We start from the raw sequence: 19,174 nt of genomic DNA, 5'->3' as shown, positions 1-19,174 counted from the left end.
GAACAAGGCCGGCGCGGAGGGCTGAAGGAGGGTCGGGCAGGAAGCGACCGGCAAAGCAACGCACTGTCCGGTCACTAGGGCGCGCCTGCCTGGCATTCTGGGGAACGGTTCATCCATCCGATCGGCTCCGCGCAGGGGCGGCGGTTTCGCAGTGATTGCGAGTGGCGGCATGGGGCGATTGTGTTGCAACGCCTGCGTGCCTCGATCGAGACAGTGGTTGATCTTCCTTGCCGTTTCATGACAGTTGCGGCCTCCGCCCGACTCCCACCTGAGTCCCGCTGTCTGTCTGGAGCCGCCATGCCGCCCGTCACCGATATCGTCGTGTTTGCCCTCGCACTCGCCGCGGCGGGCGTCGTTTCGGGCCTGCTGGCCGGCATCTTCGGCATTGGCGGAGGGGCGATCCTGGTGCCGGTATTCTACCAGGTGTTCGGCTATCTCGACGTGCCGGAGGCGGTACGCATGCACCTGTCGGTCGGCACCTCGATCGCGATCATCGTGCCGACCTCGCTTCGTTCGTTCACCTCTCACCGCAAGCGCGGTGCGGTCGACATCGACCTGCTCAAGGGCTGGATCGTGGCGCTGCCGCTTGGCGCGATCCTCGCCTCGGTGATCGCCGCCATGATCTCGAGCGTCGGGTTGCGGCTGATCTTCGTCGTCATCTCGCTTGGGGTTGCCGCACGCATGCTGTTGGACCAGCCGCATTGGCGGCTCGGCAAGGACCTGCCGCCCAATCCGTGGAAGTGGATCGCCGGCGTCGTCATCGGCACGCTCTCCGGGCTGATGGGGATCGGCGGCGGCGTGCTGAACAACACCTTCATGACGATGTACGGCCGGTCGATCCACCAGGCGGTGGCGACCTCGTCCGGGGTCGGCGTGCTGATCTCGATTCCCGGTATCTTCGGCTACATCTGGGCCGGCTGGGGCGCGCCGGGCCTACCGCCGCTGTCGACCGGCTTCATCAACTGGATCGCTGTGGCGCTGATCATTCCGATCGCCCTCGTCGTAACCCCCTATGGGGTGAAGATGGCGCATGCGATGAGCAAGCGCCATCTGGAAATGGGATTCGGCATCTTCCTGCTCTTCGTCGGCGCGCGCTTTCTCTACAGCATCTACGGCTGAGATTGCCTTTTCGACAGGAAAGGGATGAAAGTGCGCATCCGAAGTACCACATTGCGCGTTCCTCCTACGCTTTTTCCTTCCGAATGGAATTCTCCATGGCGCCCATCGTCCGCATCGAAAATCTGACGAAAAGCTACGCCTCGGGCTTTCAGGCTCTGAAAGGCGTCAGCCTCGACATCGAGGAGGGCGAGATCCTGGCGTTGCTCGGCCCGAACGGGGCCGGCAAGACGACGATGATCTCGATCGTCTGCGGCATCGTCACGCCGACCAGTGGGCGCGTGACTGTCGCCGGCCACGACGTGGTGCGGGATTTTCGCCAGACGCGCGAGATCATCGGCCTCGTGCCGCAGGAACTGACGCTCGATGCCTTCGAGACGGTGTTCAACACCGTTTCCTTTTCGCGCGGGTTGCACGGCAAGAAGCCGGATCCGGCGCTGATCGAGCGTATCCTTCGCGACCTGTCGCTGTGGGACAAGAAGGACAGCATGCTGCGCCAGCTGTCCGGCGGCATGCGGCGGCGGGTGCTGATTGCCAAGGCGCTGTCCTACGAGCCGAGAATCCTCTTCCTCGACGAGCCGACGGCGGGCGTGGACGTGAGCCTGCGCAAGGAGATGTGGCAACTGGTGGAGCGGCTGCGCGCCACCGGCGTGACGATCATCCTCACCACCCACTACATCGAGGAGGCTGAGGAGATTGCCGACCGGATCGGCGTGATCGACAAGGGCGAGATCCTGCTCGTCGAGGACAAGGCGGCGCTGATGCAGAAGCTCGGGCGCAAGAAGCTGACGGTGGAGCTGGCCGAAGCGATCGAGGCGGTGCCGGAGGCGCTGGCGCACTACAACCTATCGCTCGGCGCCGACGGACAGACGCTCGTCTACGACTACGACGCGTCAGGAGAGCGGACCGGCATCACCGGCCTGCTGGCGGCGCTTGCCGAGCAGGGGCTGCGGCTGAAGGATGTGGCGACCGAGCAGAGTTCGCTCGAGGACATTTTCGTGGAACTGGTGGGAGAGGCGAAATGAACGTCGAGGCGATCAAGTCCATCTACCGGTTCGAGATGGCGCGCACGCGCCGCACGCTGCTGCAGAGCATCGTCTCGCCGGTCGTGTCCACCTCGCTCTATTTCATCGTCTTCGGTGCGGCGATCGGCTCGCGCGTGCAGGAGGTCGGCGGCGTGCCCTATGGCGCCTTCATCGCGCCGGGCCTGATCATGCTGACGCTCCTCAACCAGTGCATCGGCAACGGCGCATTCGGTATCTACTTTCCAAAATTCACCGGCACGATCTACGAAATCCTGTCGGCGCCGATCTCGACGGTCGAGATTGTCATTGGCTATGTCGGGGCTGCGGCGACGAAGGGGCTGATCGTCGGCACGATCATCCTTGCCACCGCATCGCTGTTCGTCGACATCACCATCGCCCATCCCTTCATCATGCTGCTGTTCTTCGTGCTGACGGCGGTGAGCTTCAGCCTGTTCGGCTTCATGATCGGCATCTGGGCCAGAGACTTCGAGCAGTTGAACCTGATCCCGATGCTGGTGATCCCGCCGCTCGTCTTCCTCGGCGGCAGCTTCTACTCGATCGACATGCTGCCGCCCTTCTGGCAGACGGTCAGCCATTTCAATCCGGTACTCTATCTTGTTTCCGGTTTCCGCTGGAGCTTCTTCGAGATCGCCGACGTCAATCCGGCGCTGAGCCTTGCCGTCGTGGTCGGCTTCCTCGCGGCCTGCCTGTGGGTTACGGCCTGGATCTTCCGGACGGGGTACAAGCTGAAGAACTAGTCGCGCAGACGCAACTCGTCGCCGCGGATCTCGACGGAACCGAGGCTGCCGAGGAAGGTCATGCCGAGCAGGCTCTGGTCGAGCTTGCCAGGGCCGGCGACCATGGCGCGGACGTTGCGCCGCTCGATCGGGCCGATCGCCAGGCTTTCCAGGCGAATGGGGGCGGCGACGCTCATGCCGTTCGCGGTCGACACCATCATGTTGAAGTCGAGCGTTTCCGGCTCCAGCCCCAGCTGTTCGGCGTCGGCGTAGGAGAGGACGACCGAACTGGCGCCGGTGTCCACGAGCATGCTGGTGCGGCGTCCGTCGATCTCCGCCTGGACCTGGAAATGACCGTTGCCCATCTTGTGCAGGACGAGGATCTGTTCGTCGGAGGCATCGGTCGTGACCACCGCGCGCCCGGGAACGAGGCCGGCAGTCATCCGGCCGGCGACGGATTGCAGATCATCGCGATAGACGTAGCCGGCGACGAACAGAAGTGCGATTAGGAGCCAGAGCGCGGCGTTGCGCAGGTTCTCGCCGAGACGGCGCCGGCTTGCGAGGATGCCGGTGGCGATGAGGGCGCCGATCGCGCCGAGCTGGACAAGCCTGCCGAACTCATCGTTACCGAGACCGAAGGTGCGGCCGGTCTGATGGTTCAGGAGAAGCATCGCCAGGCCGAAGCCGAGGATGGCGATGAGAACCCAGAATCTCATGCTTCGCCGCGCTCCCGCGCCATCCGTGAGCGGCGGGTTTCCCGGCGCGGCTTGCGCTCTACCGTTGCGAGCCGGGCAGGAAGATCAGCGATGATCGAGCGCCGCTCATCGGAACTGTATTGGGTCCAGCCGCCGATTTCGTCGCGGGTGCGGCCGCAGCCGAAGCAGTAGCCGGTGACGTCGTCGATCGAACAGACGAGGATGCAGGGGGATTCCATCGGGTCTCCAAGTGTCAGCTTCTGTCTATATCGGCGGCTCAAAGCGCCAGTGCAAGGGCCGCGAGTGCGGCGATCTCGGCCACCTGCTCGGTCGCTCCGATCGTATCGCCGGTATGGCCGCCGATCTTGTCGCGGACGACGTCGGTGAACGCAAACACGGCGGCGAAGATTGCCAGCGCGGCAGAGGCGATCGCAAGGAAAGGGGCATTCGGCAGAAGCAGCAGCACCGCAATCGCTGCACCGGAGAGGAGGGCCGCCCGGGCGGCGTCCGGTTCCGGCTGTCCGACCGATGCGGCGACGCCGTCCTTCCGGGCCGGCGGCAGAGCCGACCAATGCCAGACCATGGCAGCCCGGCTTGCGGCGGCGACGGCGAGCAGCATCATGGCCGCGCCGAGCGGCGACAGGAACGGAATGATCGCGGCGAGCGCGGCCGCTCGCAGCCCGTAGGAGAGAATGAGCGCCACCACGCCGTAGGAGCCGACCCGGCTGTCCTTCATGATGGTCAACGCGCTGTCGCGGTCGCGCCCGCCGCCGAGGCCGTCGGCGGCATCCGAGAGGCCGTCTTCGTGCAGCGCGCCCGTCAACAGGGTCTGCACCGACAGAACCAGCAGGGCGGAGAGCAGGGATGCGGCGCCAAGGGCCTCGAGGATCGAGAGCAGGACGGCTGCGGGCAGCACGATCAGGAGCCCGGCGACGGGAAACGCCCGGACCGTGCGACCCAGGCGGCCGTCGTGGCCGTCGAAATGGCGTTGCGGCACGCGAATGCGGGACAGAAAGGCCACGGAGCGGGCCACGTCATCGATGTAGTCGCCAATATCCACCTGCGGGCCCTCCAAGCGCCGGCATAATCGGCCGTGCCGTTGTGCAACACTACTGCGCCTCTTTCCAGCCCCATCGAGCGTGCAACGACATGAACGGGCGCAAATGCGGTTGTCGGACTCGTTTGCGATCTCTAATAGAAGGCGCATCCAACCATGCTTTGGAAGCTGAAAACAAGGAATCCTCCAAGATGAGTGCCAGTGGTCTGCCGTTCGATGACTTCCGTGAATTGCTTCGCAATCTGCCGGGACCGGATTCGGCGACGCTGGCGGCGGCGCGCGACCGCGATGCGCAACTGACCAAGCCGCCGGGCGCGCTTGGCCGGCTCGAGGAAATCGCCTTCTGGCTGGCCGCCTGGACCGGGCGGCCGCCGGCGGTGACGCGACCGCTCGTCGCCGTTTTTGCCGGCAACCACGGCGTGACGAAGAACGGCATCACGCCGTATCCGCCGTCCGTGACGGCGCAGATGGTGGAGAATTTCGCCGCCGGCGGCGCGGCGATCAACCAGATCTGCATTAGCCACGACCTCGGTCTGAAGGTCTTCGACCTCGCGCTCGACTATCCGACGGGCGACATCACCGAGGAGGCGGCCCTGTCCGAGCGCGATTGCGCAGCCACGATGGCCTTCGGCATGGAGGCGGTGGCCGGCGGCACCGACCTTCTGTGCATCGGTGAAATGGGCATCGGCAACACGACGATCGCCGCCGCGATCAACCTTGCGCTCTACGGCGGCACCGCCGCCGACTGGGTGGGGCCGGGGACCGGCTCCGAAGGCGAGGTGCTGCAGCGCAAGATCGCCGCGGTGGAGAAGGCGGTCGCCCTGCACCGGGATCACCTGTCCGACCCGCTGGAGGTGCTGCGCCGCCTCGGTGGCCGCGAGATCGCCGCGATGGCCGGCGCGATCCTGGCCGCGCGCATGCAGAAGATTCCGGTGATCCTCGATGGCTACGTCTCGACCTGCGCCGGTGCGATTCTCAAGGCAGCCAATCCGTCCGCGCTCGACCATTGCCTGATCGGCCATGTTTCGGCCGAGCCGGGGCACATGCTGGCGATCGAGAAGCTGGGCAAGACGCCGCTTCTCGCGCTCGGTATGCGGCTCGGCGAAGGCACGGGGGCGGCACTTGCCGCCGGCATCGTCAAGGCGGCCGCTGCCTGCCACTCCGGCATGGCGACGTTCGCTCAGGCCGGTGTCAGCAACCGGGGAGACTAACCGCTCGTTCGAGAGGTCTGTGGTTCGAAGACAGAGGATGGCCCGCGATGAGCACCGCGGGCCTTTCGTTTGTCGATACGCCGCGGCCATGTTTCCGCCACCGAGCGTCAATAAGGGCCCATCCTTCCCCGTCCGCAATGCTTTCTTTTCGCTTTGCTGGCATGATGTTACAACGTCGGCGTGCGCGCCGTATCCGCGCGAGCGAGAGAAGAACGATGACCATGGCTGAAGGCAGGATCGACACGAGCCCGGTGAAGAAGGAGACGGGGCTGCGCCATCTCTTCGCCGCCGCCAGCTATTCGCTCGGCGGGGCACGGCGCTTGCTCGGCGAGGCGGCCTTCCGGCACGAGCTGATTGCCTTTGCCGTGGTGATGGGGGTCTTCGTCGTCGTCGGGGCGACCTTCTTCCAATTCGTGGCGATGGCAATCCTGTTCTTGCTGATGATGGCCTTCGAGGCGATCAACACGGCGATCGAGGAGATCGTCGACCGGGTGTCGCCGGAAATCTCCGAAATGGGCAAACACGCCAAGGACCTCGGCTCGTTCGCCGTCTTCTGCCTGATCGTCGCCAACGCGGTCTATGCGGCCTATGTGCTGATCGTCTCGCTGATGGCCTGACGAACGGTCCGCTGGGCGCGGTTCAGGCGAAGCTTCTGCGGCGCGGGGCGACGGTCCTGATCTCTTCGACGGGCGGCAGGCTCTGCAGCACGCGCTTGGCGGGCAGGATGGCGATGGCCTCGGTGCCCTCGCGCAGCTTCGATTTCAGGATGAACTCGCCATTGTGCTTGGCGAGGATCGCCTGAACGATCGGAAGGCCCAGCCCGGTGCCCTGTTCGGCGCTCTTGATTGCGATCGCGCCCTGGCCGAAGGCGGAAAGCACGATCGGAATTTCCTCCTCGGGAATGCCCGGGCCGTTGTCGCGGATGGAAATGTACTGGCCGCCGCCGGCCGTCCAGCCGACCTTGACCCGGATCTCGCCGCCTTGCGCCGTGAACTTCACCGCATTGGAGAGAAGGTTCAGCACCACCTGGCGAATGGCCTTCTCGTCCGCCCAGACGTCGGGCATGTCGTTTTCGAACTGCTGGGTGATGGAGATCTTCTTGGTTCGGGCACGGAGCTGCACCATGCCGATGCAGTCGTCGCAGACGTCCACGAGCTGGATCGCCTCCTCGGTCAGGTCATACTTGCCCGCCTCGATGCGAGAGAGGTCGAGGATCTCGTTGATGAGGTTGAGCAGGTGCTTGCCGGACGTGTGGATATCGGCAGTGTATTCCTTGTAGGTCGGATTGTTCAGCGGGCCGAGGACCTCGGTGGACATGACCTCGGAGAAGCCGAGGATGGCATTGAGCGGGGTGCGCAGCTCGTGGGACATCGAGGCGAGAAAGCGCGACTTCGCGAGGTTGGCCTCCTCAGCCCGGCGGCGCGCCTCATCCGACATCGACTTTGCCACCTCCAATGCGGCGATCAGGTCGTCCTTCTCGGACTGGAACGACAGCAATTGCGTGCTGGCGCGGCGCATCCGCTGCGTGATGAAGGCGAGAAAGATTAGCGCGACCGAGACGATCGCCGCCATGCCGACGGCGATTGGATCGGGATTTGCGATGGCGGAGAAAGCGAGTGCCGCGACGGATGGCGAGAACGCGTAGAGGAGGGCGTTGCGCAACATTAGCGCGCTCATGGTCGTCATGCAGAGCGCGACGAGCAGGGCGGTGCCCTGGTAGAAATCGAATGCGTTTCCGCCGCAGGAATCGCAGTCCTGCACAGCGAACACGGCCCAGGCGAACCCCATCAGAATTTGGGCCAGCAGGAAATATCGCTGCCAGCGCCGGACTTCGTCGGTGACGAGACCCTTTCGATGCACGTGCCTGGCAAGCAGGACGCCGATCGCATGCAGGCTCAGCGCCAGGATTGCCCAGACGAGATAGGTGGGATTGCGGGTCAGATGCAGGCCGATGCCGGTGACGACAAAGATCAGCAGCGGCATCATCAATGCGCCGTTCAGCACGGTCTCGATGTAGAGCACGAGCATCTCGCGCTCGAAAGCCGGCGAGGTGCCGCTGTTTGTCTGCAGTCGCTCACGCGTCACGCGAACGGCTCGCGATACAGCCCTGTTTCTGTGGCTGCGCGATCGGTCGACAATGATCTTGTCGGTCGTGGTGCTGGCGGCGGGACCCATGAGCTACGCAAAGATTGTGATCACCATTGAAGTCTAGGGGGGAATTCTTAAAAAGATACTGCCGGACATTAGCAATTTGCGAACCATTTCGCCGTTATGGGCGATCGTGCGCCGGACCTGCCGAGGGTCGCGGCGGATACGAGCAAATACGGCATGTAGGCCGGCCCGGACAGGTCTCGGGTTCACGCGATGTTTGAGGGCGGTTCTGGTGCGCAAGCGCATGAAATGGCGCGATGTTGTCGTCGCGCTCGCCATATTGGCGTTGATGGCATTGATCGCCGTGCGGCTGGACAGCCCCTCCGGGAGTGACCTGTTCAGCAGCACCGCCCGCGCCGCCGACGGCGACACATTGACGATGGGCGGACGGCGCATCAGGCTTTCAGGGATGGATGCGCCGGAACTGACGCAACCCTGCAACCGCGACGGCAAGGAGTGGTATTGCGGCGCGGCGGCGCGCGCGCATCTGGCCGAACTGCTTCGCCGCGGCGCGATCACCTGCAGCCCGATCGGTACCGACCGATATGAACGGACATTGGCGCGCTGCCGGGTCGGCGACGACGATCTCGGCGCGCGCATGGTGCGCGATGGCCTTGCGGTTTCCTACGGCGACTACGAGGATGTCGAAGCGATGGCGCGGGCAGAACGCAAGGGGCTGTGGAGCGGCACGTTCGATCGGCCCCAGGACTGGCGCCTCCAGCACGGTCGGCCACCGGAGGAGCCGCATGAGTCGGCTGCCGGATACCTTTCGATGGTGTTGCGGCTGATCGGGTTAGAGTAACGGAGCGTGTGGGATGGCCGGACAGGCGGGCCGGAAGGGGCACTTGGCGGAGATCGCGGCATTGCAGGCATCGATTGCAGCCTGTCGCATCTGCCGAGACCAGCCGCTCGGGGGAGTGCAAGGCCGCCTTCCGCACGAGCCACGCCCGGTCGTCATCCTTTCCGCCACAGCGCGGATCCTGATCGCCGGGCAGGCGCCTGGCCTGCGCGTCCATGAGACCGGCCTGCCGTTCAACGACGCTTCGGGCGACCGCCTGCGCGACTGGTTGCAGGTCAGCCGCGAGCAATTCTACGATCCAGCGCTCTTCGCCATCGTCCCGATGGGCTTCTGCTTTCCCGGATATGACGCCACCGGCAGCGACCTGCCGCCGCGGCGGGAGTGTGCGCCGCATTGGCGGGCGAGGGTGATGGCAGCGATGCCGCAGGTCGAGCTTGTCCTGGCGGTCGGCCAGTATGCGCAGGCTTGGCACCTGGGCGCATTGCGGGAGAAGTCGATGACCGCGACGGTGATGGCCTGGCGGCGTTACCTCGCCCCCGATAAGGGGCGCGCGGTGCTGCCGCTGCCGCATCCGAGTTGGCGCAACACGGGCTGGTTGAAGCGCAACCCATGGTTTGCGGAGGAATTGCTGCCGGAACTGCGAAAGCGGGTGAAAACCCTAATTGAGTGAAATATCGTTCTTTATTTCGCCACGAGAGTCGTCTTAATAGAAAATTCGTTTCAAGGGGGAAGCATTCATGGACCGTCTCGACCGCAAGATTCTACGCCTGCTGCAGGAGGATTCCACACTTGCCGTGGCGGATCTGGCGAAGAAGGTCGGCCTCTCCACGACACCCTGCTGGCGCCGCATCCAGAAGATGGAAGAGGACGGCGTCATTCGCCGTCGCGTGGCCCTGCTTGATCCCGTCAAGGTGAATACGAAGGTCACGGTGTTCGTGTCGATCCGGACCAACGTGCACTCGACGGAATGGCTGAAGCGCTTCTCGGAGGTTGTCGTCGATTTTCCCGAAGTGGTCGAGTTCTACCGGATGAGCGGCGACGTCGACTATCTGCTGAGGGTGGTCGTGCCGGATATCGCTGCCTACGACGCCTTCTACAAACGGCTGATTGCCCGCATCGAGATCCGCGACGTGTCCTCGAGCTTCGCGATGGAGCAGATCAAGTACACGACCGAGCTCCCGCTCGACTACATGACCGTGGACAACAAGTCGGCGGACGACTGAAGAGGTAGGCGGCCTAAAGCATGTCTCCCGAAAGTGGGAACCGGTTTCGGGACAAAGACATGCGAAAGAACAAAGACCTAAAGCGTGATAAGCGAATCTGAAAGATCGCGACACGCTTTAAGAACAGTGCCCACGGGCGACTTCCGCCGCCCATGGGCGATTTGATCACTTGCGTTCGAGCCTTGCGAGCAGCGAGGACGTATCCCAGCGCTTGCCCCCCATCTCCTGCACGTCGCCATAAAACTGGTCGACCAGGGCCGTGACCGGCAGCTTGGCGCCATTGCGCCGGGCCTCGGTGAGCACGATGCCAAGATCCTTGCGCATCCAGTCGACGGCGAAGCCGAAGTCGTACTTGCCCTCGTTCATCGTCCTGTGGCGGTTTTCCATCTGCCAGGAGCCGGCCGCGCCCTTGGAGATCACCTCGACCACCTTTTCAATGTCGAGGCCGGCGCGCTTGCCGAAGTGGATGCCTTCGGCAAGGCCCTGGACGAGGCCGGCGATGCAGATCTGGTTGATCATCTTGGTCAGTTGGCCGGCGCCGGCCGGACCCATCAGGCCGACCATGCGGGCATAGGCATCGATGACCGGCCTGGCCTTGTCGAAGGTGGCCTGGTCGCCGCCACACATGACGGTGAGCACACCGTTTTCCGCGCCCGCCTGGCCGCCGGAGACGGGGGCGTCGACAAAGCCGCAGCTGCGGGCCTTCGCCGCCTCGTAGAGCTCGCGCGCGACCTCTGCCGAGGCCGTCGTGTTGTCGATCAGGATCGCCCCGGCCTTCATCCCGTGCAGCGCGCCGTCCTGGCCGGTGGTGACGGAGCGCAGGTCGTCGTCGTTGCCAACGCAGACGAAGACGAAGTCAGCGCCGTCCGCTGCCTGCGCCGGTGTTCGGACGGCCTTGCCACCGAACTGTGCCGCCCACTTCTCGGCCTTGGCGAAGGTGCGGTTGTAGACGGTGACGTCGTGGCCGCCCTTGACCTTGAGATGGCCGGCCATGGGGTAGCCCATGACGCCAAGGCCGATGAACGCGACATTAGCCATGCTGGATTCTCCTCTTTACGTAACGGTGATGTATCGGAAAGCGGCCATCGGCGAAAGTGCGGCTGCGGCCATTGCTGTCGCTGCCGTGGCTCAAGTGGGCACGGGTGCAGGAACGAGCGGCATGAGCAGCATGTAACCGGCGAGTCCGCAGCCGATGCAGAACAGGGTTGCGCCGGCAAGACGGACGGTAAAGGTGCTTGCACCGGCACCGGATGCAGCAAGCCCGACCTTGGTAAAGAGGTTGACGATGACGGCGATCAGGATGGCTGTCCCTGCCGTGTCCAGCGCAAGCGATCCGCCGGCCAGCCGTGCGGTTGAAAGCGCGATCGCATCGAGATCCATGGTTCCCGAGATAGCAGCGACGACGTAGAGCATGGCCGGCCCCGCATAGTCGACCAGCACCTTGGAGACCCAGGTGACCGCCCCGAGAAGTGCACCGAATTGCAGCACGACGAGGAGGTCGAACGGGTTGTTCATTTGCAGCTCCGGGGTCTTGCGACCGCGCTCGCCATGCCTGGTCGTCCAGAAGCTCACGGCGAGGAGGGCGAGCAGTGCAGGCACGAGGGATGCAGCGAGCTTGAAGGAGAGCGAAGGCACCAGAACAAAAGTAATGACGAGAACGCGTGCGAGGGAGAGGGCGCCCGCTATGATCGCACCCGCGGCGAGTTGCCGGCCGTTCTCCGGTGCCGACCGGGCAAAATTGGCGAAAGCCACGGTGAGCGCAGTCGAGGAGGCGAGGCCGCCCGCGGCGCCGGCGAACAGAATGCCGCGCTCGGAACCCGCCACCCGCACGGCGATGTAGCCGGCGTAGGAAATCGTGGCGATCATCACCGTCATCAGCCAGATGGTGCGGAGATTGAGCCCTCCCCAAGGGTCGATCGGGCGGTCCGGCAGGAGCGGCAGGGCGACCACCGTCATGGCGAGCAGAACGAGGGCGGAACGCAGTTCGATCCAGGTGAGCCGCTTGAGAAAACCGTGCAGTCGGTTTCGGGCGGCGAGAAAGCCCGCGGTCACGACGCCCGCAGCCGCGGCCACGGCCGGGTCGGCGACGACCGCGGCTGCGCCGAGCACGAACACCAGGATGGCAGCGACGACGCCCGTGACGCTGTAATCTTCCTCCTCCTCCGCCTCCCGGCGTTTGAACAGGGTGAAGATCGCGCCGAACAGAAGCAGCAAGGCGACCGTGAAGGCTGTTCCAAGATAGGGCTGGAGATAACCGGTCAGGCCGCCAAGAAGGCCGATCAGGGCGAAGGTGCGGATGCCCGCCGTGCGGCCGCCGGCGCGGACGGAGCGCTCCTGCCAGCCGCGTTCGATGCCGACGAGGAGCCCGACGGCCAATGCGACGCCAAGACGTTGAAATGCTTCGACAGTATCCATGCGGTGAGCATATCCGCCTGCCGGCCTTGTTCAAGTCCGGCTCGACTGGTGGCATGCACCGCGACAAATCGATGGGCGACGCCTCTGCTGAGGAGTGCGCCGAAGCGACGTGGGTCAGATCCCCGCGCCTCGCTCAAACGAACCGTTCCTGTCCCGGGACTTGCTGTCGAGCAAGCTTTCGGAGTCTGGTCCAAGCGCGCCGCAAATGTCGTTCCAGACCAGCCGCAGCCGGCGGACATGGAGATCGTCTCCAATCCAGCGCATGACATGCTCGATGCATTTCGTCGACTGTTTGAGGTCCGTTCCGACAAGCTTGCGCGCCCATTGACAATACTCGTCGACCGTAACCGGCTTAACGCTGCCGCCTTCGATGATCATCGGCCAGTTCTTGCCGATCTGCGCGACACTTCTGAGGTTATCCGTCGTGGCAAAGAGGATGCCGGCGTAGATCGCGTCGCACTCGTCCGGACCGTGGCGGCTGTCGATCGCCCTCTCAAGGTCGAAGATCGAGCGGATGTTCACCTCGCGCATCATGAGAAACCGCTCGATGCCGAGGATGTGGCACAATTGCGCCTGGGCCACCCAGTCGATGCACTGATAGATGCCGTAGGGCGACTCGATGTGCAGCATGATCGGATTGGTGGTCGCGAGGTTCTGCACGTCGTAGATGCCGCATATCTCCAGCCGGAAGCGCGTCGGGAAATCGACGCCGTCAATGACATCGGGCGTTGTGATGCGGGTTACCTTCTGGAACCTGTCATCCTCGGTCTTGAACCAGGCAATGAGGTTCTTCGTCTTGGTGAAGACGAACTGTGTCGCCGATCGCGGCATCAGCCCCAGGATCGGCGCAAGAGCGATCCAGACCCGCGAGATTTGCGCGCCTCCTTCGGGCGGTGTGAACGGCGCGAGCGGATCGGGGGCGAATGCATAGGCGATCATCGTGAAGACCACGGCTGCGATCGTTTCGGCAGTCTGGCGGAGGAACGTGTAGGAAGACAGATCATAAACCGCCAGGTGACGCAGAAAGGTGCGCATCGAATCGACGTATGCCCCGGCGAATGCAAGACCGCCGATGGTGATCAGGTTGGCGAAGAGCGGGGAAGGAACCGGCGTTCCGCCTCCGGGCGTGCATTGCGTGAAAAGCGTCTGAGCGCAAGGACAGACCGCGCCCTGGAAACCGCACGCAATCGCGCCCATCAGCGCGTCGATGCCGCAATAGATCACGATCATCAGCGCGATAGACGATAGCAGCAGCCGAACGTCGTGCCTTCGCCCCTGCCAGCGGATCTGGGCGAGCACCTCTTCCAATTGTCGGCCGGTCGGTACCGGGCCGTTGATGCCATAGAACGCGCCGTCGGAGTCGATGTCCGAGAGATACTTGGAACGGACGAATTCGAACGAGGGATTGGTCCGAATGTTGCTTTTGGGCCGGATGCGGTCGAAGGTGCGTTCAAAATCGAAGATCTGCCGGACCCGGCGGATGCGGACTTCCTGGCGGCCGAAGATGATCAGCACCGGCGTCAGAACGGCAAACGACAATGCCCAGAAGTTCGTATTTTGCCAAATATAGAGCGCGAGCCCGTGCAGGTACCCCAGGAAGATTCCGAGATTAGTGGCGTCCACTCCCGCTTGCATCGCGTGGCGATCCCTAAAAGATCTCCACGCAAGGCTATGGTGCGCCCAAGGGCAAGTCTACGAACCCTGTGATAATTCCTGGTTGTGGAATCAGGCTTCACCGTTGTACTTCGCGATCACAAGATGGCCGGCAATCGGCTCGCCTTCTTCCGTCCGCACGGTGATGTCGTCGACTTCGACCACCTCGAATCCGGTCGCGGCCAGCCGCTCGCGGACATAGGTCTCGGCATGGGCGAAGCGCTGGTGCGGGCCGACCATGAAGGCGCGGCCGGCAAAGGCTTCGTCCGGCAGCGTTTCGGACGAGAAGATGAAAAGTCCGCCGGGCAGAAGATTGTCGGCCGCACCGAAGAACAGCGGCTCCAGCGCACCCAGATAGGGCAGGACGTCGGTCGCGGTGATCAGGTCGTATGGCTCGTCGTCATTGTCGTCGAGGAAATCGACGGCCTCGGCGACGTAGAGCGTTTCGTACAGATCCTTCTCATGGGCGACTTCGACCATGTTCTCCGACAGATCGACGCCGGTGATGTCGTCAGCCATGTCGCGCAGCGTGCCGCCGGTGAGGCCGGTGCCGCAACCGAGATCGAGCATCCGGTTGAAAGCGCCGAGGCCAAGCGCCTGCAGGCGTTGGCGCACCAGCACCGGCACGGCGTAGCCGAGCTGCTCCACGAGCACGTCCTCGAATACCTCGGCGTGCTGGTCGAAGAGCGTGGTGACGTAGGCGTCCGGGGCCTTTTCCGGCGTCTCGCCCCGCCCCATGGAGGCCAGGCGCACGGCCGCGCCGCCGTGATCCTCGGGGTCGAGGGCCAGGACCTCCGCATAGGCTTTCGCCGCAGCGTCGAAGTCGCCGGACTTCTCGAGGGCGAGGGCGCGGTTGTAGGCTTCCGCAAGCGCTTCTTCGTCGATCTTTGTCATGGGGCGTCTCATAGGGCTGACGGCGCCGTTTGGCAATGCTGGCCGGTGGCGACCTCCCGGCTGACGGCGAATATGACATTTCACAATTGGATCAAAGAGGGGCATCATCTCCTTCAAGGAAAAGAAGAAGGAGGAAGGCCGATGGCGGGCGAAGTCGCGTCGTTTTCCGCGCAACCGGACAAGGGTGAGATGACGTCGTCGCATCTGCCGGTGACGTCGATGGAGGCGATCAACCTGATGGTCCATTACTATCGCGGTGAACTGGGCCGGATGGCCGGCTGGCGTGACCGCATCGACCGGACGACGAACTGGGCGATCACGGTGGTGGCGGCGATGCTCTCCGTCTCCCTTTCGACGCCGAACTCGCATCACGGGGTCTTGTTGTTCGCAATGCTGCTGATTTCGCTGCTGCTTCTGATCGAGGCACGGCGCTACCGCTTCTTCGACGTCTATCGGTCGCGGGTCCGGCAGATCGAGAAGAAATACTTCGCTGAATTTCTCGAGCCGCGCGGCGACCTGTCGCCCGACTGGGCGGCCGCGATCGCCAAGAGCCTGCGCAAGCCCCAATTCGAGATCGGCTATCGCGAGGCCGCCTGCCGCCGGCTGCGACGAAACTATTCCTGGATGTACCTGATCCTGCTGTTGGCCTGGGCGCTGAAGATCTCCTCGTCGACGATGACGGAGGCGGGCCCCTTCGACGTCGCGCTGTCCTTCCATCAGGTGCTGAAGAATGCCGCACTCGGGCCGATCCCCGGCGGCGGCGTGCTCGCCATTGTCGCTGTGTTCTACCTGCTGATTCTCGTAGCCGTCCTGCACCAGGAGCGATCCGAAGGGGAACGCGTGCGTGGCGAGGCGCATGTCTGACGCCGGGCATCGGCGGCGCGTCAGTGCAGGATGAACTCGCCCTTCAATGCCCTCCACTCGGTCGCCGAGATCAGCTTGCGGTGCACATAACGTACCGAATGTAGCGGCCCGTCGAGCTTCTCCTGCCAGAACTTCAGGAATTGGCGCATCTCGGGAAATTCCGGAGCAAGGTCGTAATGCTGCCAGACGTATGTCTGCAGCAGGGCCGGATGATCGGGCATCCGGTAAAGGATCTGGGCCGTCGTCAGGCCGTAGCCTTTCAGTTGCAGTTCCAAGTCCTGTGTCATTCGGGACCTCATTTCAAGGTGAATGATGGTCCCTATGATTGAGCCACGGCAGTGGTTAATCAATCATTGATTTTTCGCCTGAGGTGGGGATTAATCCATTTGAAACAATGGTTTGTCAGCACTTCTGGTGGAGTGCTGCCAAACATCGGGATCTTTCAGCGCTTCAGGTGGCGCGTCAGCCGCGCTTCCAGCCAGGCCCAGAGGTTGCGCATGAACTCGACGATCATCAGATAGAGCAGCGCGGCCCAGAGATAGGTCTGATAGTCGAAGGTGCGCGAGAAGGCGCGCCTCGTCTCGCCCATCAGGTCGAAGACGGTGACGATTGCGACGATCGCCGAGCCCTTGATCATCAGGATGATCTCGTTGCCATAGGGGCGAAGCGCCACGATCAGCGCCTGTGGCAGGATGACCTTGAAGAAGGTGATCCGACTCGGCAGGCCGAGCGAGGCGGCGCCCTCATGCTGGCCGCGCGGCACGCTCTCGATGGCGCCGCGCAGGATCTCGGCCTGGTAGGCGGCGGTGTTGAGCGTGAAGGTGAGCAGCGCGCAGTTCCAGGCGTCGCGGAAGAAACCCCACAGGCCGAGCGCCTTCAATTCCGCCGAGAAGCTGCCGAGGCCGTAGTAGACGAGGAAGAGCTGCGTCAGCAGCGGTGTTCCGCGGAAGAAGTAGATGTAGCCGTAGGCGAGCCAGGACAGCACCTTGTTGTTCGACATCCTGGCGAAGGCGACCGGCAAGGAAACGAGCGCGCCGAGCGTGATCGAGATCGTGACCAGGAGCAGTGTCACGCCGAGGCCGGACAGGTAGCTCGGACCGTACTTGGCAAACTTCTCCGGATCCCAGCCGTCGACGACGGTCAAAAAGATGCCGACTGCGACCGCCAGCCATATGCCAAGAGCGACGCTGCCGACAAAACGTGACAGCGAGTAGGGCTGTGGGGGCGCCGGAGGAGGAGCCTGGGGCGGAATGAGAGAGGTGACGGCGCTCATCGTGCGACCTCCGAGCGCTTCACGCGCGCCTCGATGGCCGAGAACACGATCGAAGACAGGAGGGCGAGAACGAGGAAGAGAATGCAGGCGATACCGTAGAACAGGAATGCCTCCTTGGTGACGCGGGCGGCAATGCCGGTCTGGCGCAGGATGTCCGGAAGGCCGACAATGGAGACGAGTGCCGTATCCTTCAACAGGATCATCCAGAGATTTCCAAGTCCGGGCAGGGCAATGCGAACAAGTTGGGGCAGGATAATGAGGCGCATGGTATTGCCACGATGCAGCCCGAGTGAATCGCCGGCTTCGTATTGTCCGCGGGGGATCGCCCGGAAGGCCGACAGCAGGACCTCGGAGCAGTAGGCGGAAAAGACGACGCCGAGCGCAATCATGCCGGCGAAGAAGGCATTGATCTCGACCGCCTGCTGGTATCCGAGCGCCGAAAGCAGGTTCTGCACGAGGATCTGCAGCCCGTAATAGACGATGAAGAGCGTCAGCAGCTCCGGCAGGCCACGGAAGATGGTCGTGTAGATGTCGGCGGCAAGCCGCAGCGAGCGTTCCTCCGACTGCTTGGCAAGCGCGATGAAGAAGCCGAACAGCAGCCCTACCGGCAGCGTTGCCAGGGCGAGGCTGCCGGTGATCAGGAAACCGGTCGCGATCTCGTCGCCCCAGCCCGCGTCGCCACAAGCAAGAAGGGTATCGCCCGCGAACCAGCGGAATACGCCGGCGGGGCCGCACAATGGATCGATCACTCTGAGAAACGCGGAGACCGCCTCCGCGATGGCGGAAAAGAACCCGCTCATGCCAAATGTACCCCCGGCGCGCTTGGCGCGCTCATCGCGCGGCGCTTCAACACGCCTTCTGTTTAAGGTTGTTCTCAAACAAAAATGACGGGAGGGCAAGCCCTCCCGTCCACACAAACCCGCATCGGGTCATAAAATCCCCGCATAAGCGGGCCGCCGACTATTCTTCGCCGTAGACGTCGAAGGGGAAGTACTTGGCGTTGATTTCCTGGTACTTGCCGCTGGCGCGGATGCCCTGGATCGCCTTGCTGAGCTTGTCAGCCAGATCGGTCTCGCCCTTGCGGACGGCAATGCCGGCGCCGGCGCCGTTGATGACCGGGTCGACCGGCAGCGTGCCGAGCAGCTTGCAGCAGGCGCCATCCTCGGTCTTGAGCCACTCCGAGAGAACGACGACGTCGTCGATAGCGGCGTCAACACGACCGTTGGCGATGTCGAGCTTGTACTCGTCGGCGGTCGGATAGAGCTTCAGCTCCGCGCCCTTCATGTGCGCTTCGGCATAGTTGGAATGGGTGGTCGAAGACTGGGCGCCGAGCGTCTTGCCGGCGAGCGCTTCCGCGGTCGCAGCGGTGATCTCGGAATCCTTCGGCACGACGATCGCCGGCGGCGTGTTGTAGTACTTGGCCGAAAAGTCGACCTTCTGCTTGCGCTCTTCGGTGATCGACATCGAGGCGACGATGGCGTCGAACTTCTTGGCGACGAGCGCCGGGATGATGCCATCCCAGTCCTGCGTCACGAACGTGCATTCGGCCTTCATCTCTTCGCAGAGCGCCTTGGCGATATCGACGTCGAAGCCTGTCAGCGTGCCGTCGGCCTCAAGGTTGTTGAACGGCGGATAGGCGCCCTCGGTGCCAATGATAATCTTTTCACCATCGGCCATCGCAGCACCGGCCAGCAGTGTGAAAACGGCTGCGGACGCGGCCATGGTGAGACGTTTGGAAATGCGCATTTTAATCCTCTCTGTTTCAGACCGGCCGGTTATTGTGTTCTCGGCGGTTTCCCGGGGCGGGCGTCGCTGGCCCGCTTGGCGCGATAATCGACTTCTTTCGCCGGAAAAATCAACCACGAACTGCTTCGCTTGCTCGTTCGCGCGGAGTTGTCCCTCGGAGGCGAATGAACCGAGCGGCGTGCTTGCGCGTTGTATGGTGGGTGAATGGAGCCGAAACGGGCCGTTCATCAAGAGTTCAGACCAGGGCCAATAGCCTATCCACACTGCAGGATTCGGTTTGCGGACCGGATCATAAAATCGCCCGGAATGGCTGGT

Annotated in this window: 21 protein-coding genes; 9 read left to right on the top strand and 12 right to left on the bottom strand. The window is 63.5% G+C overall.

Going from position 1 to position 19,174, the window contains the following annotated elements; translation table 11 throughout:
• Window positions 1–297: 297 nt before the first annotated feature.
• From J2Y48_RS19070 to J2Y48_RS19060, 3 genes are all read left to right on the top strand, one after another.
• Window positions 298–1,119 (top strand): sulfite exporter TauE/SafE family protein, encoded by an 822-nt coding sequence (locus J2Y48_RS19070; protein WP_310421128.1) that lies wholly within the window; start codon window positions 298–300, stop codon window positions 1,117–1,119.
• A gap of 95 nt (window positions 1,120–1,214) precedes the next feature.
• Window positions 1,215–2,141, top strand: a complete 927-nt coding sequence (locus J2Y48_RS19065) for an ABC transporter ATP-binding protein (protein WP_310421126.1) — start codon at window positions 1,215–1,217, stop codon at window positions 2,139–2,141.
• Complete coding sequence (locus tag J2Y48_RS19060) at window positions 2,138–2,899, top strand: ABC transporter permease (protein WP_310421124.1); 762 nt, start codon at window positions 2,138–2,140, stop codon at window positions 2,897–2,899. The genes J2Y48_RS19065 and J2Y48_RS19060 overlap by 4 nt, the downstream gene beginning before the upstream one ends.
• On the opposite strand, the gene J2Y48_RS19055 is transcribed toward J2Y48_RS19060, so the two are convergent.
• The 3 genes from J2Y48_RS19055 to J2Y48_RS19045 are packed head-to-tail and all read right to left on the bottom strand — an operon-like array spanning window position 2,896 to window position 4,633.
• Complete coding sequence (locus tag J2Y48_RS19055; RefSeq protein WP_310421122.1) at window positions 2,896–3,594, bottom strand: TIGR02281 family clan AA aspartic protease; 699 nt, start codon at window positions 3,592–3,594, stop codon at window positions 2,896–2,898. The two genes, J2Y48_RS19060 and J2Y48_RS19055, sit on opposite strands and share 4 nt — an antisense overlap.
• Window positions 3,591–3,812, bottom strand: coding sequence for a DUF1289 domain-containing protein (locus tag J2Y48_RS19050; RefSeq protein ID WP_310421120.1), 222 nt, complete (start codon window positions 3,810–3,812; stop codon window positions 3,591–3,593). Before J2Y48_RS19050 ends, J2Y48_RS19055 begins: the two co-directional genes overlap by 4 nt.
• Before the next feature lie 38 nt (window positions 3,813–3,850).
• Complete coding sequence (locus J2Y48_RS19045) at window positions 3,851–4,633, bottom strand: adenosylcobinamide-GDP ribazoletransferase (RefSeq protein ID WP_310421118.1); 783 nt, start codon at window positions 4,631–4,633, stop codon at window positions 3,851–3,853.
• Window positions 4,634–4,821: 188 nt separating this feature from the next.
• Between J2Y48_RS19045 and cobT the strand changes: the two genes are divergently transcribed.
• The gene (gene cobT / locus J2Y48_RS19040) at window positions 4,822–5,841 is read left to right on the top strand and encodes a nicotinate-nucleotide--dimethylbenzimidazole phosphoribosyltransferase (protein ID WP_310421116.1); all 1,020 of its coding nucleotides are present in this window, start codon (window positions 4,822–4,824) and stop codon (window positions 5,839–5,841) included.
• 215 nt (window positions 5,842–6,056) lie between these two features.
• Window positions 6,057–6,458 carry a diacylglycerol kinase gene (locus J2Y48_RS19035; protein WP_310421114.1) on the top strand — a complete coding sequence of 134 codons (402 nt, stop codon included), beginning with the start codon at window positions 6,057–6,059 and terminating at the stop codon, window positions 6,456–6,458.
• A 22-nt stretch (window positions 6,459–6,480) separates the two neighbouring features.
• On the opposite strand, the gene J2Y48_RS19030 is transcribed toward J2Y48_RS19035, so the two are convergent.
• Entirely contained in the window at window positions 6,481–8,016 is a 1,536-nt protein-coding gene (locus J2Y48_RS19030) for a HAMP domain-containing sensor histidine kinase (RefSeq protein WP_310421111.1), read from the bottom strand.
• Window positions 8,017–8,236: 220 nt separating this feature from the next.
• On the opposite strand from J2Y48_RS19030, the gene J2Y48_RS19025 reads away from it, so the two are divergent.
• The 3 genes from J2Y48_RS19025 (at window position 8,237) to J2Y48_RS19015 (ending at window position 10,014) form a co-directional block, all read left to right on the top strand.
• A complete protein-coding gene (locus J2Y48_RS19025) occupies window positions 8,237–8,794 on the top strand; it encodes a thermonuclease family protein (RefSeq protein WP_310421109.1) in 558 nt (185 codons plus the stop codon).
• A gap of 13 nt (window positions 8,795–8,807) precedes the next feature.
• The gene (locus J2Y48_RS19020) at window positions 8,808–9,461 is read left to right on the top strand and encodes a uracil-DNA glycosylase family protein (protein ID WP_310421107.1); all 654 of its coding nucleotides are present in this window, start codon (window positions 8,808–8,810) and stop codon (window positions 9,459–9,461) included.
• Window positions 9,462–9,528: 67 nt separating this feature from the next.
• Complete coding sequence (locus tag J2Y48_RS19015; protein ID WP_310421106.1) at window positions 9,529–10,014, top strand: Lrp/AsnC family transcriptional regulator; 486 nt, start codon at window positions 9,529–9,531, stop codon at window positions 10,012–10,014.
• Window positions 10,015–10,179: 165 nt separating this feature from the next.
• Here J2Y48_RS19015 and J2Y48_RS19010 read toward each other — a convergent pair whose 3' ends face one another.
• The 4 genes from J2Y48_RS19010 to J2Y48_RS18995 form a co-directional block, all read right to left on the bottom strand.
• The gene (locus J2Y48_RS19010) at window positions 10,180–11,052 is read right to left on the bottom strand and encodes an NAD(P)-dependent oxidoreductase (RefSeq protein ID WP_310421104.1); all 873 of its coding nucleotides are present in this window, start codon (window positions 11,050–11,052) and stop codon (window positions 10,180–10,182) included.
• Between the two features lie 90 nt (window positions 11,053–11,142).
• Entirely contained in the window at window positions 11,143–12,429 is a 1,287-nt protein-coding gene (locus J2Y48_RS19005) for an MgtC/SapB family protein (protein WP_310421102.1), read from the bottom strand.
• A gap of 114 nt (window positions 12,430–12,543) precedes the next feature.
• Window positions 12,544–14,064, bottom strand: coding sequence for a hypothetical protein (locus J2Y48_RS19000; RefSeq protein WP_310421100.1), 1,521 nt, complete (start codon window positions 14,062–14,064; stop codon window positions 12,544–12,546).
• A gap of 90 nt (window positions 14,065–14,154) precedes the next feature.
• On the bottom strand, window positions 14,155–14,976 hold the full coding sequence (locus J2Y48_RS18995; protein WP_310421098.1) for a methyltransferase: 822 nt from the start codon (window positions 14,974–14,976) through the stop codon (window positions 14,155–14,157).
• A gap of 141 nt (window positions 14,977–15,117) precedes the next feature.
• On the opposite strand from J2Y48_RS18995, the gene J2Y48_RS18990 reads away from it, so the two are divergent.
• Window positions 15,118–15,840 carry a DUF2270 domain-containing protein gene (locus J2Y48_RS18990; RefSeq protein WP_310421097.1) on the top strand — a complete coding sequence of 241 codons (723 nt, stop codon included), beginning with the start codon at window positions 15,118–15,120 and terminating at the stop codon, window positions 15,838–15,840.
• A gap of 20 nt (window positions 15,841–15,860) precedes the next feature.
• Here J2Y48_RS18990 and J2Y48_RS18985 read toward each other — a convergent pair whose 3' ends face one another.
• From J2Y48_RS18985 to J2Y48_RS18970, 4 genes are all read right to left on the bottom strand, one after another.
• Entirely contained in the window at window positions 15,861–16,127 is a 267-nt protein-coding gene (locus tag J2Y48_RS18985) for an usg protein (RefSeq protein ID WP_310421095.1), read from the bottom strand.
• A gap of 155 nt (window positions 16,128–16,282) precedes the next feature.
• Window positions 16,283–17,113, bottom strand: coding sequence for an ABC transporter permease (locus J2Y48_RS18980; protein ID WP_310421093.1), 831 nt, complete (start codon window positions 17,111–17,113; stop codon window positions 16,283–16,285).
• A complete protein-coding gene (locus tag J2Y48_RS18975) occupies window positions 17,110–17,913 on the bottom strand; it encodes an ABC transporter permease (RefSeq protein WP_310421091.1) in 804 nt (267 codons plus the stop codon). The genes J2Y48_RS18980 and J2Y48_RS18975 overlap by 4 nt, the downstream gene beginning before the upstream one ends.
• Window positions 17,914–18,073: 160 nt before the next feature.
• The gene (locus J2Y48_RS18970; RefSeq protein ID WP_310421089.1) at window positions 18,074–18,859 is read right to left on the bottom strand and encodes an ABC transporter substrate-binding protein; all 786 of its coding nucleotides are present in this window, start codon (window positions 18,857–18,859) and stop codon (window positions 18,074–18,076) included.
• Window positions 18,860–19,174: the final 315 nt, after the last annotated feature.

The organism is Mycoplana sp. BE70 (assembly GCF_031455855.1).
Lineage (GTDB): Bacteria > Pseudomonadota > Alphaproteobacteria > Rhizobiales > Rhizobiaceae > Mycoplana.
This window is presented reverse-complemented; position numbering and strand designations above follow the sequence as displayed.

Excerpts from the sequence above, each read along its gene's own strand:
- J2Y48_RS18980 (WP_310421093.1), bottom strand. The coding sequence starts at position 17,113 with ATGAGCGCCGTCACCTCTCTCATTCCGCCCCAGGCTCCTCCTCCGGCG.
- J2Y48_RS19050 (WP_310421120.1), bottom strand. The coding sequence starts at position 3,812 with ATGGAATCCCCCTGCATCCTCGTCTGTTCGATCGACGACGTCACCGGC.
- J2Y48_RS19060 (WP_310421124.1), top strand. The coding sequence starts at position 2,138 with ATGAACGTCGAGGCGATCAAGTCCATCTACCGGTTCGAGATGGCGCGC.
- J2Y48_RS19030 (WP_310421111.1), bottom strand. The coding sequence starts at position 8,016 with ATGGGTCCCGCCGCCAGCACCACGACCGACAAGATCATTGTCGACCGA.
- J2Y48_RS19025 (WP_310421109.1), top strand. The coding sequence starts at position 8,237 with ATGAAATGGCGCGATGTTGTCGTCGCGCTCGCCATATTGGCGTTGATG.
- J2Y48_RS19010 (WP_310421104.1), bottom strand. The coding sequence starts at position 11,052 with ATGGCTAATGTCGCGTTCATCGGCCTTGGCGTCATGGGCTACCCCATG.
- J2Y48_RS18975 (WP_310421091.1), bottom strand. The coding sequence starts at position 17,913 with ATGAGCGGGTTCTTTTCCGCCATCGCGGAGGCGGTCTCCGCGTTTCTC.
- J2Y48_RS19000 (WP_310421100.1), bottom strand. The coding sequence starts at position 14,064 with ATGCAAGCGGGAGTGGACGCCACTAATCTCGGAATCTTCCTGGGGTAC.
- J2Y48_RS19055 (WP_310421122.1), bottom strand. The coding sequence starts at position 3,594 with ATGAGATTCTGGGTTCTCATCGCCATCCTCGGCTTCGGCCTGGCGATG.
- J2Y48_RS18970 (WP_310421089.1), bottom strand. The coding sequence starts at position 18,859 with ATGCGCATTTCCAAACGTCTCACCATGGCCGCGTCCGCAGCCGTTTTC.
- J2Y48_RS19020 (WP_310421107.1), top strand. The coding sequence starts at position 8,808 with ATGGCCGGACAGGCGGGCCGGAAGGGGCACTTGGCGGAGATCGCGGCA.
- J2Y48_RS18985 (WP_310421095.1), bottom strand. The coding sequence starts at position 16,127 with ATGACACAGGACTTGGAACTGCAACTGAAAGGCTACGGCCTGACGACG.
- J2Y48_RS19065 (WP_310421126.1), top strand. The coding sequence starts at position 1,215 with ATGGCGCCCATCGTCCGCATCGAAAATCTGACGAAAAGCTACGCCTCG.
- cobT (WP_310421116.1), top strand. The coding sequence starts at position 4,822 with ATGAGTGCCAGTGGTCTGCCGTTCGATGACTTCCGTGAATTGCTTCGC.
- J2Y48_RS19015 (WP_310421106.1), top strand. The coding sequence starts at position 9,529 with ATGGACCGTCTCGACCGCAAGATTCTACGCCTGCTGCAGGAGGATTCC.
- J2Y48_RS19035 (WP_310421114.1), top strand. The coding sequence starts at position 6,057 with ATGACCATGGCTGAAGGCAGGATCGACACGAGCCCGGTGAAGAAGGAG.
- J2Y48_RS19070 (WP_310421128.1), top strand. The coding sequence starts at position 298 with ATGCCGCCCGTCACCGATATCGTCGTGTTTGCCCTCGCACTCGCCGCG.
- J2Y48_RS18990 (WP_310421097.1), top strand. The coding sequence starts at position 15,118 with ATGGCGGGCGAAGTCGCGTCGTTTTCCGCGCAACCGGACAAGGGTGAG.
- J2Y48_RS19005 (WP_310421102.1), bottom strand. The coding sequence starts at position 12,429 with ATGGATACTGTCGAAGCATTTCAACGTCTTGGCGTCGCATTGGCCGTC.
- J2Y48_RS18995 (WP_310421098.1), bottom strand. The coding sequence starts at position 14,976 with ATGACAAAGATCGACGAAGAAGCGCTTGCGGAAGCCTACAACCGCGCC.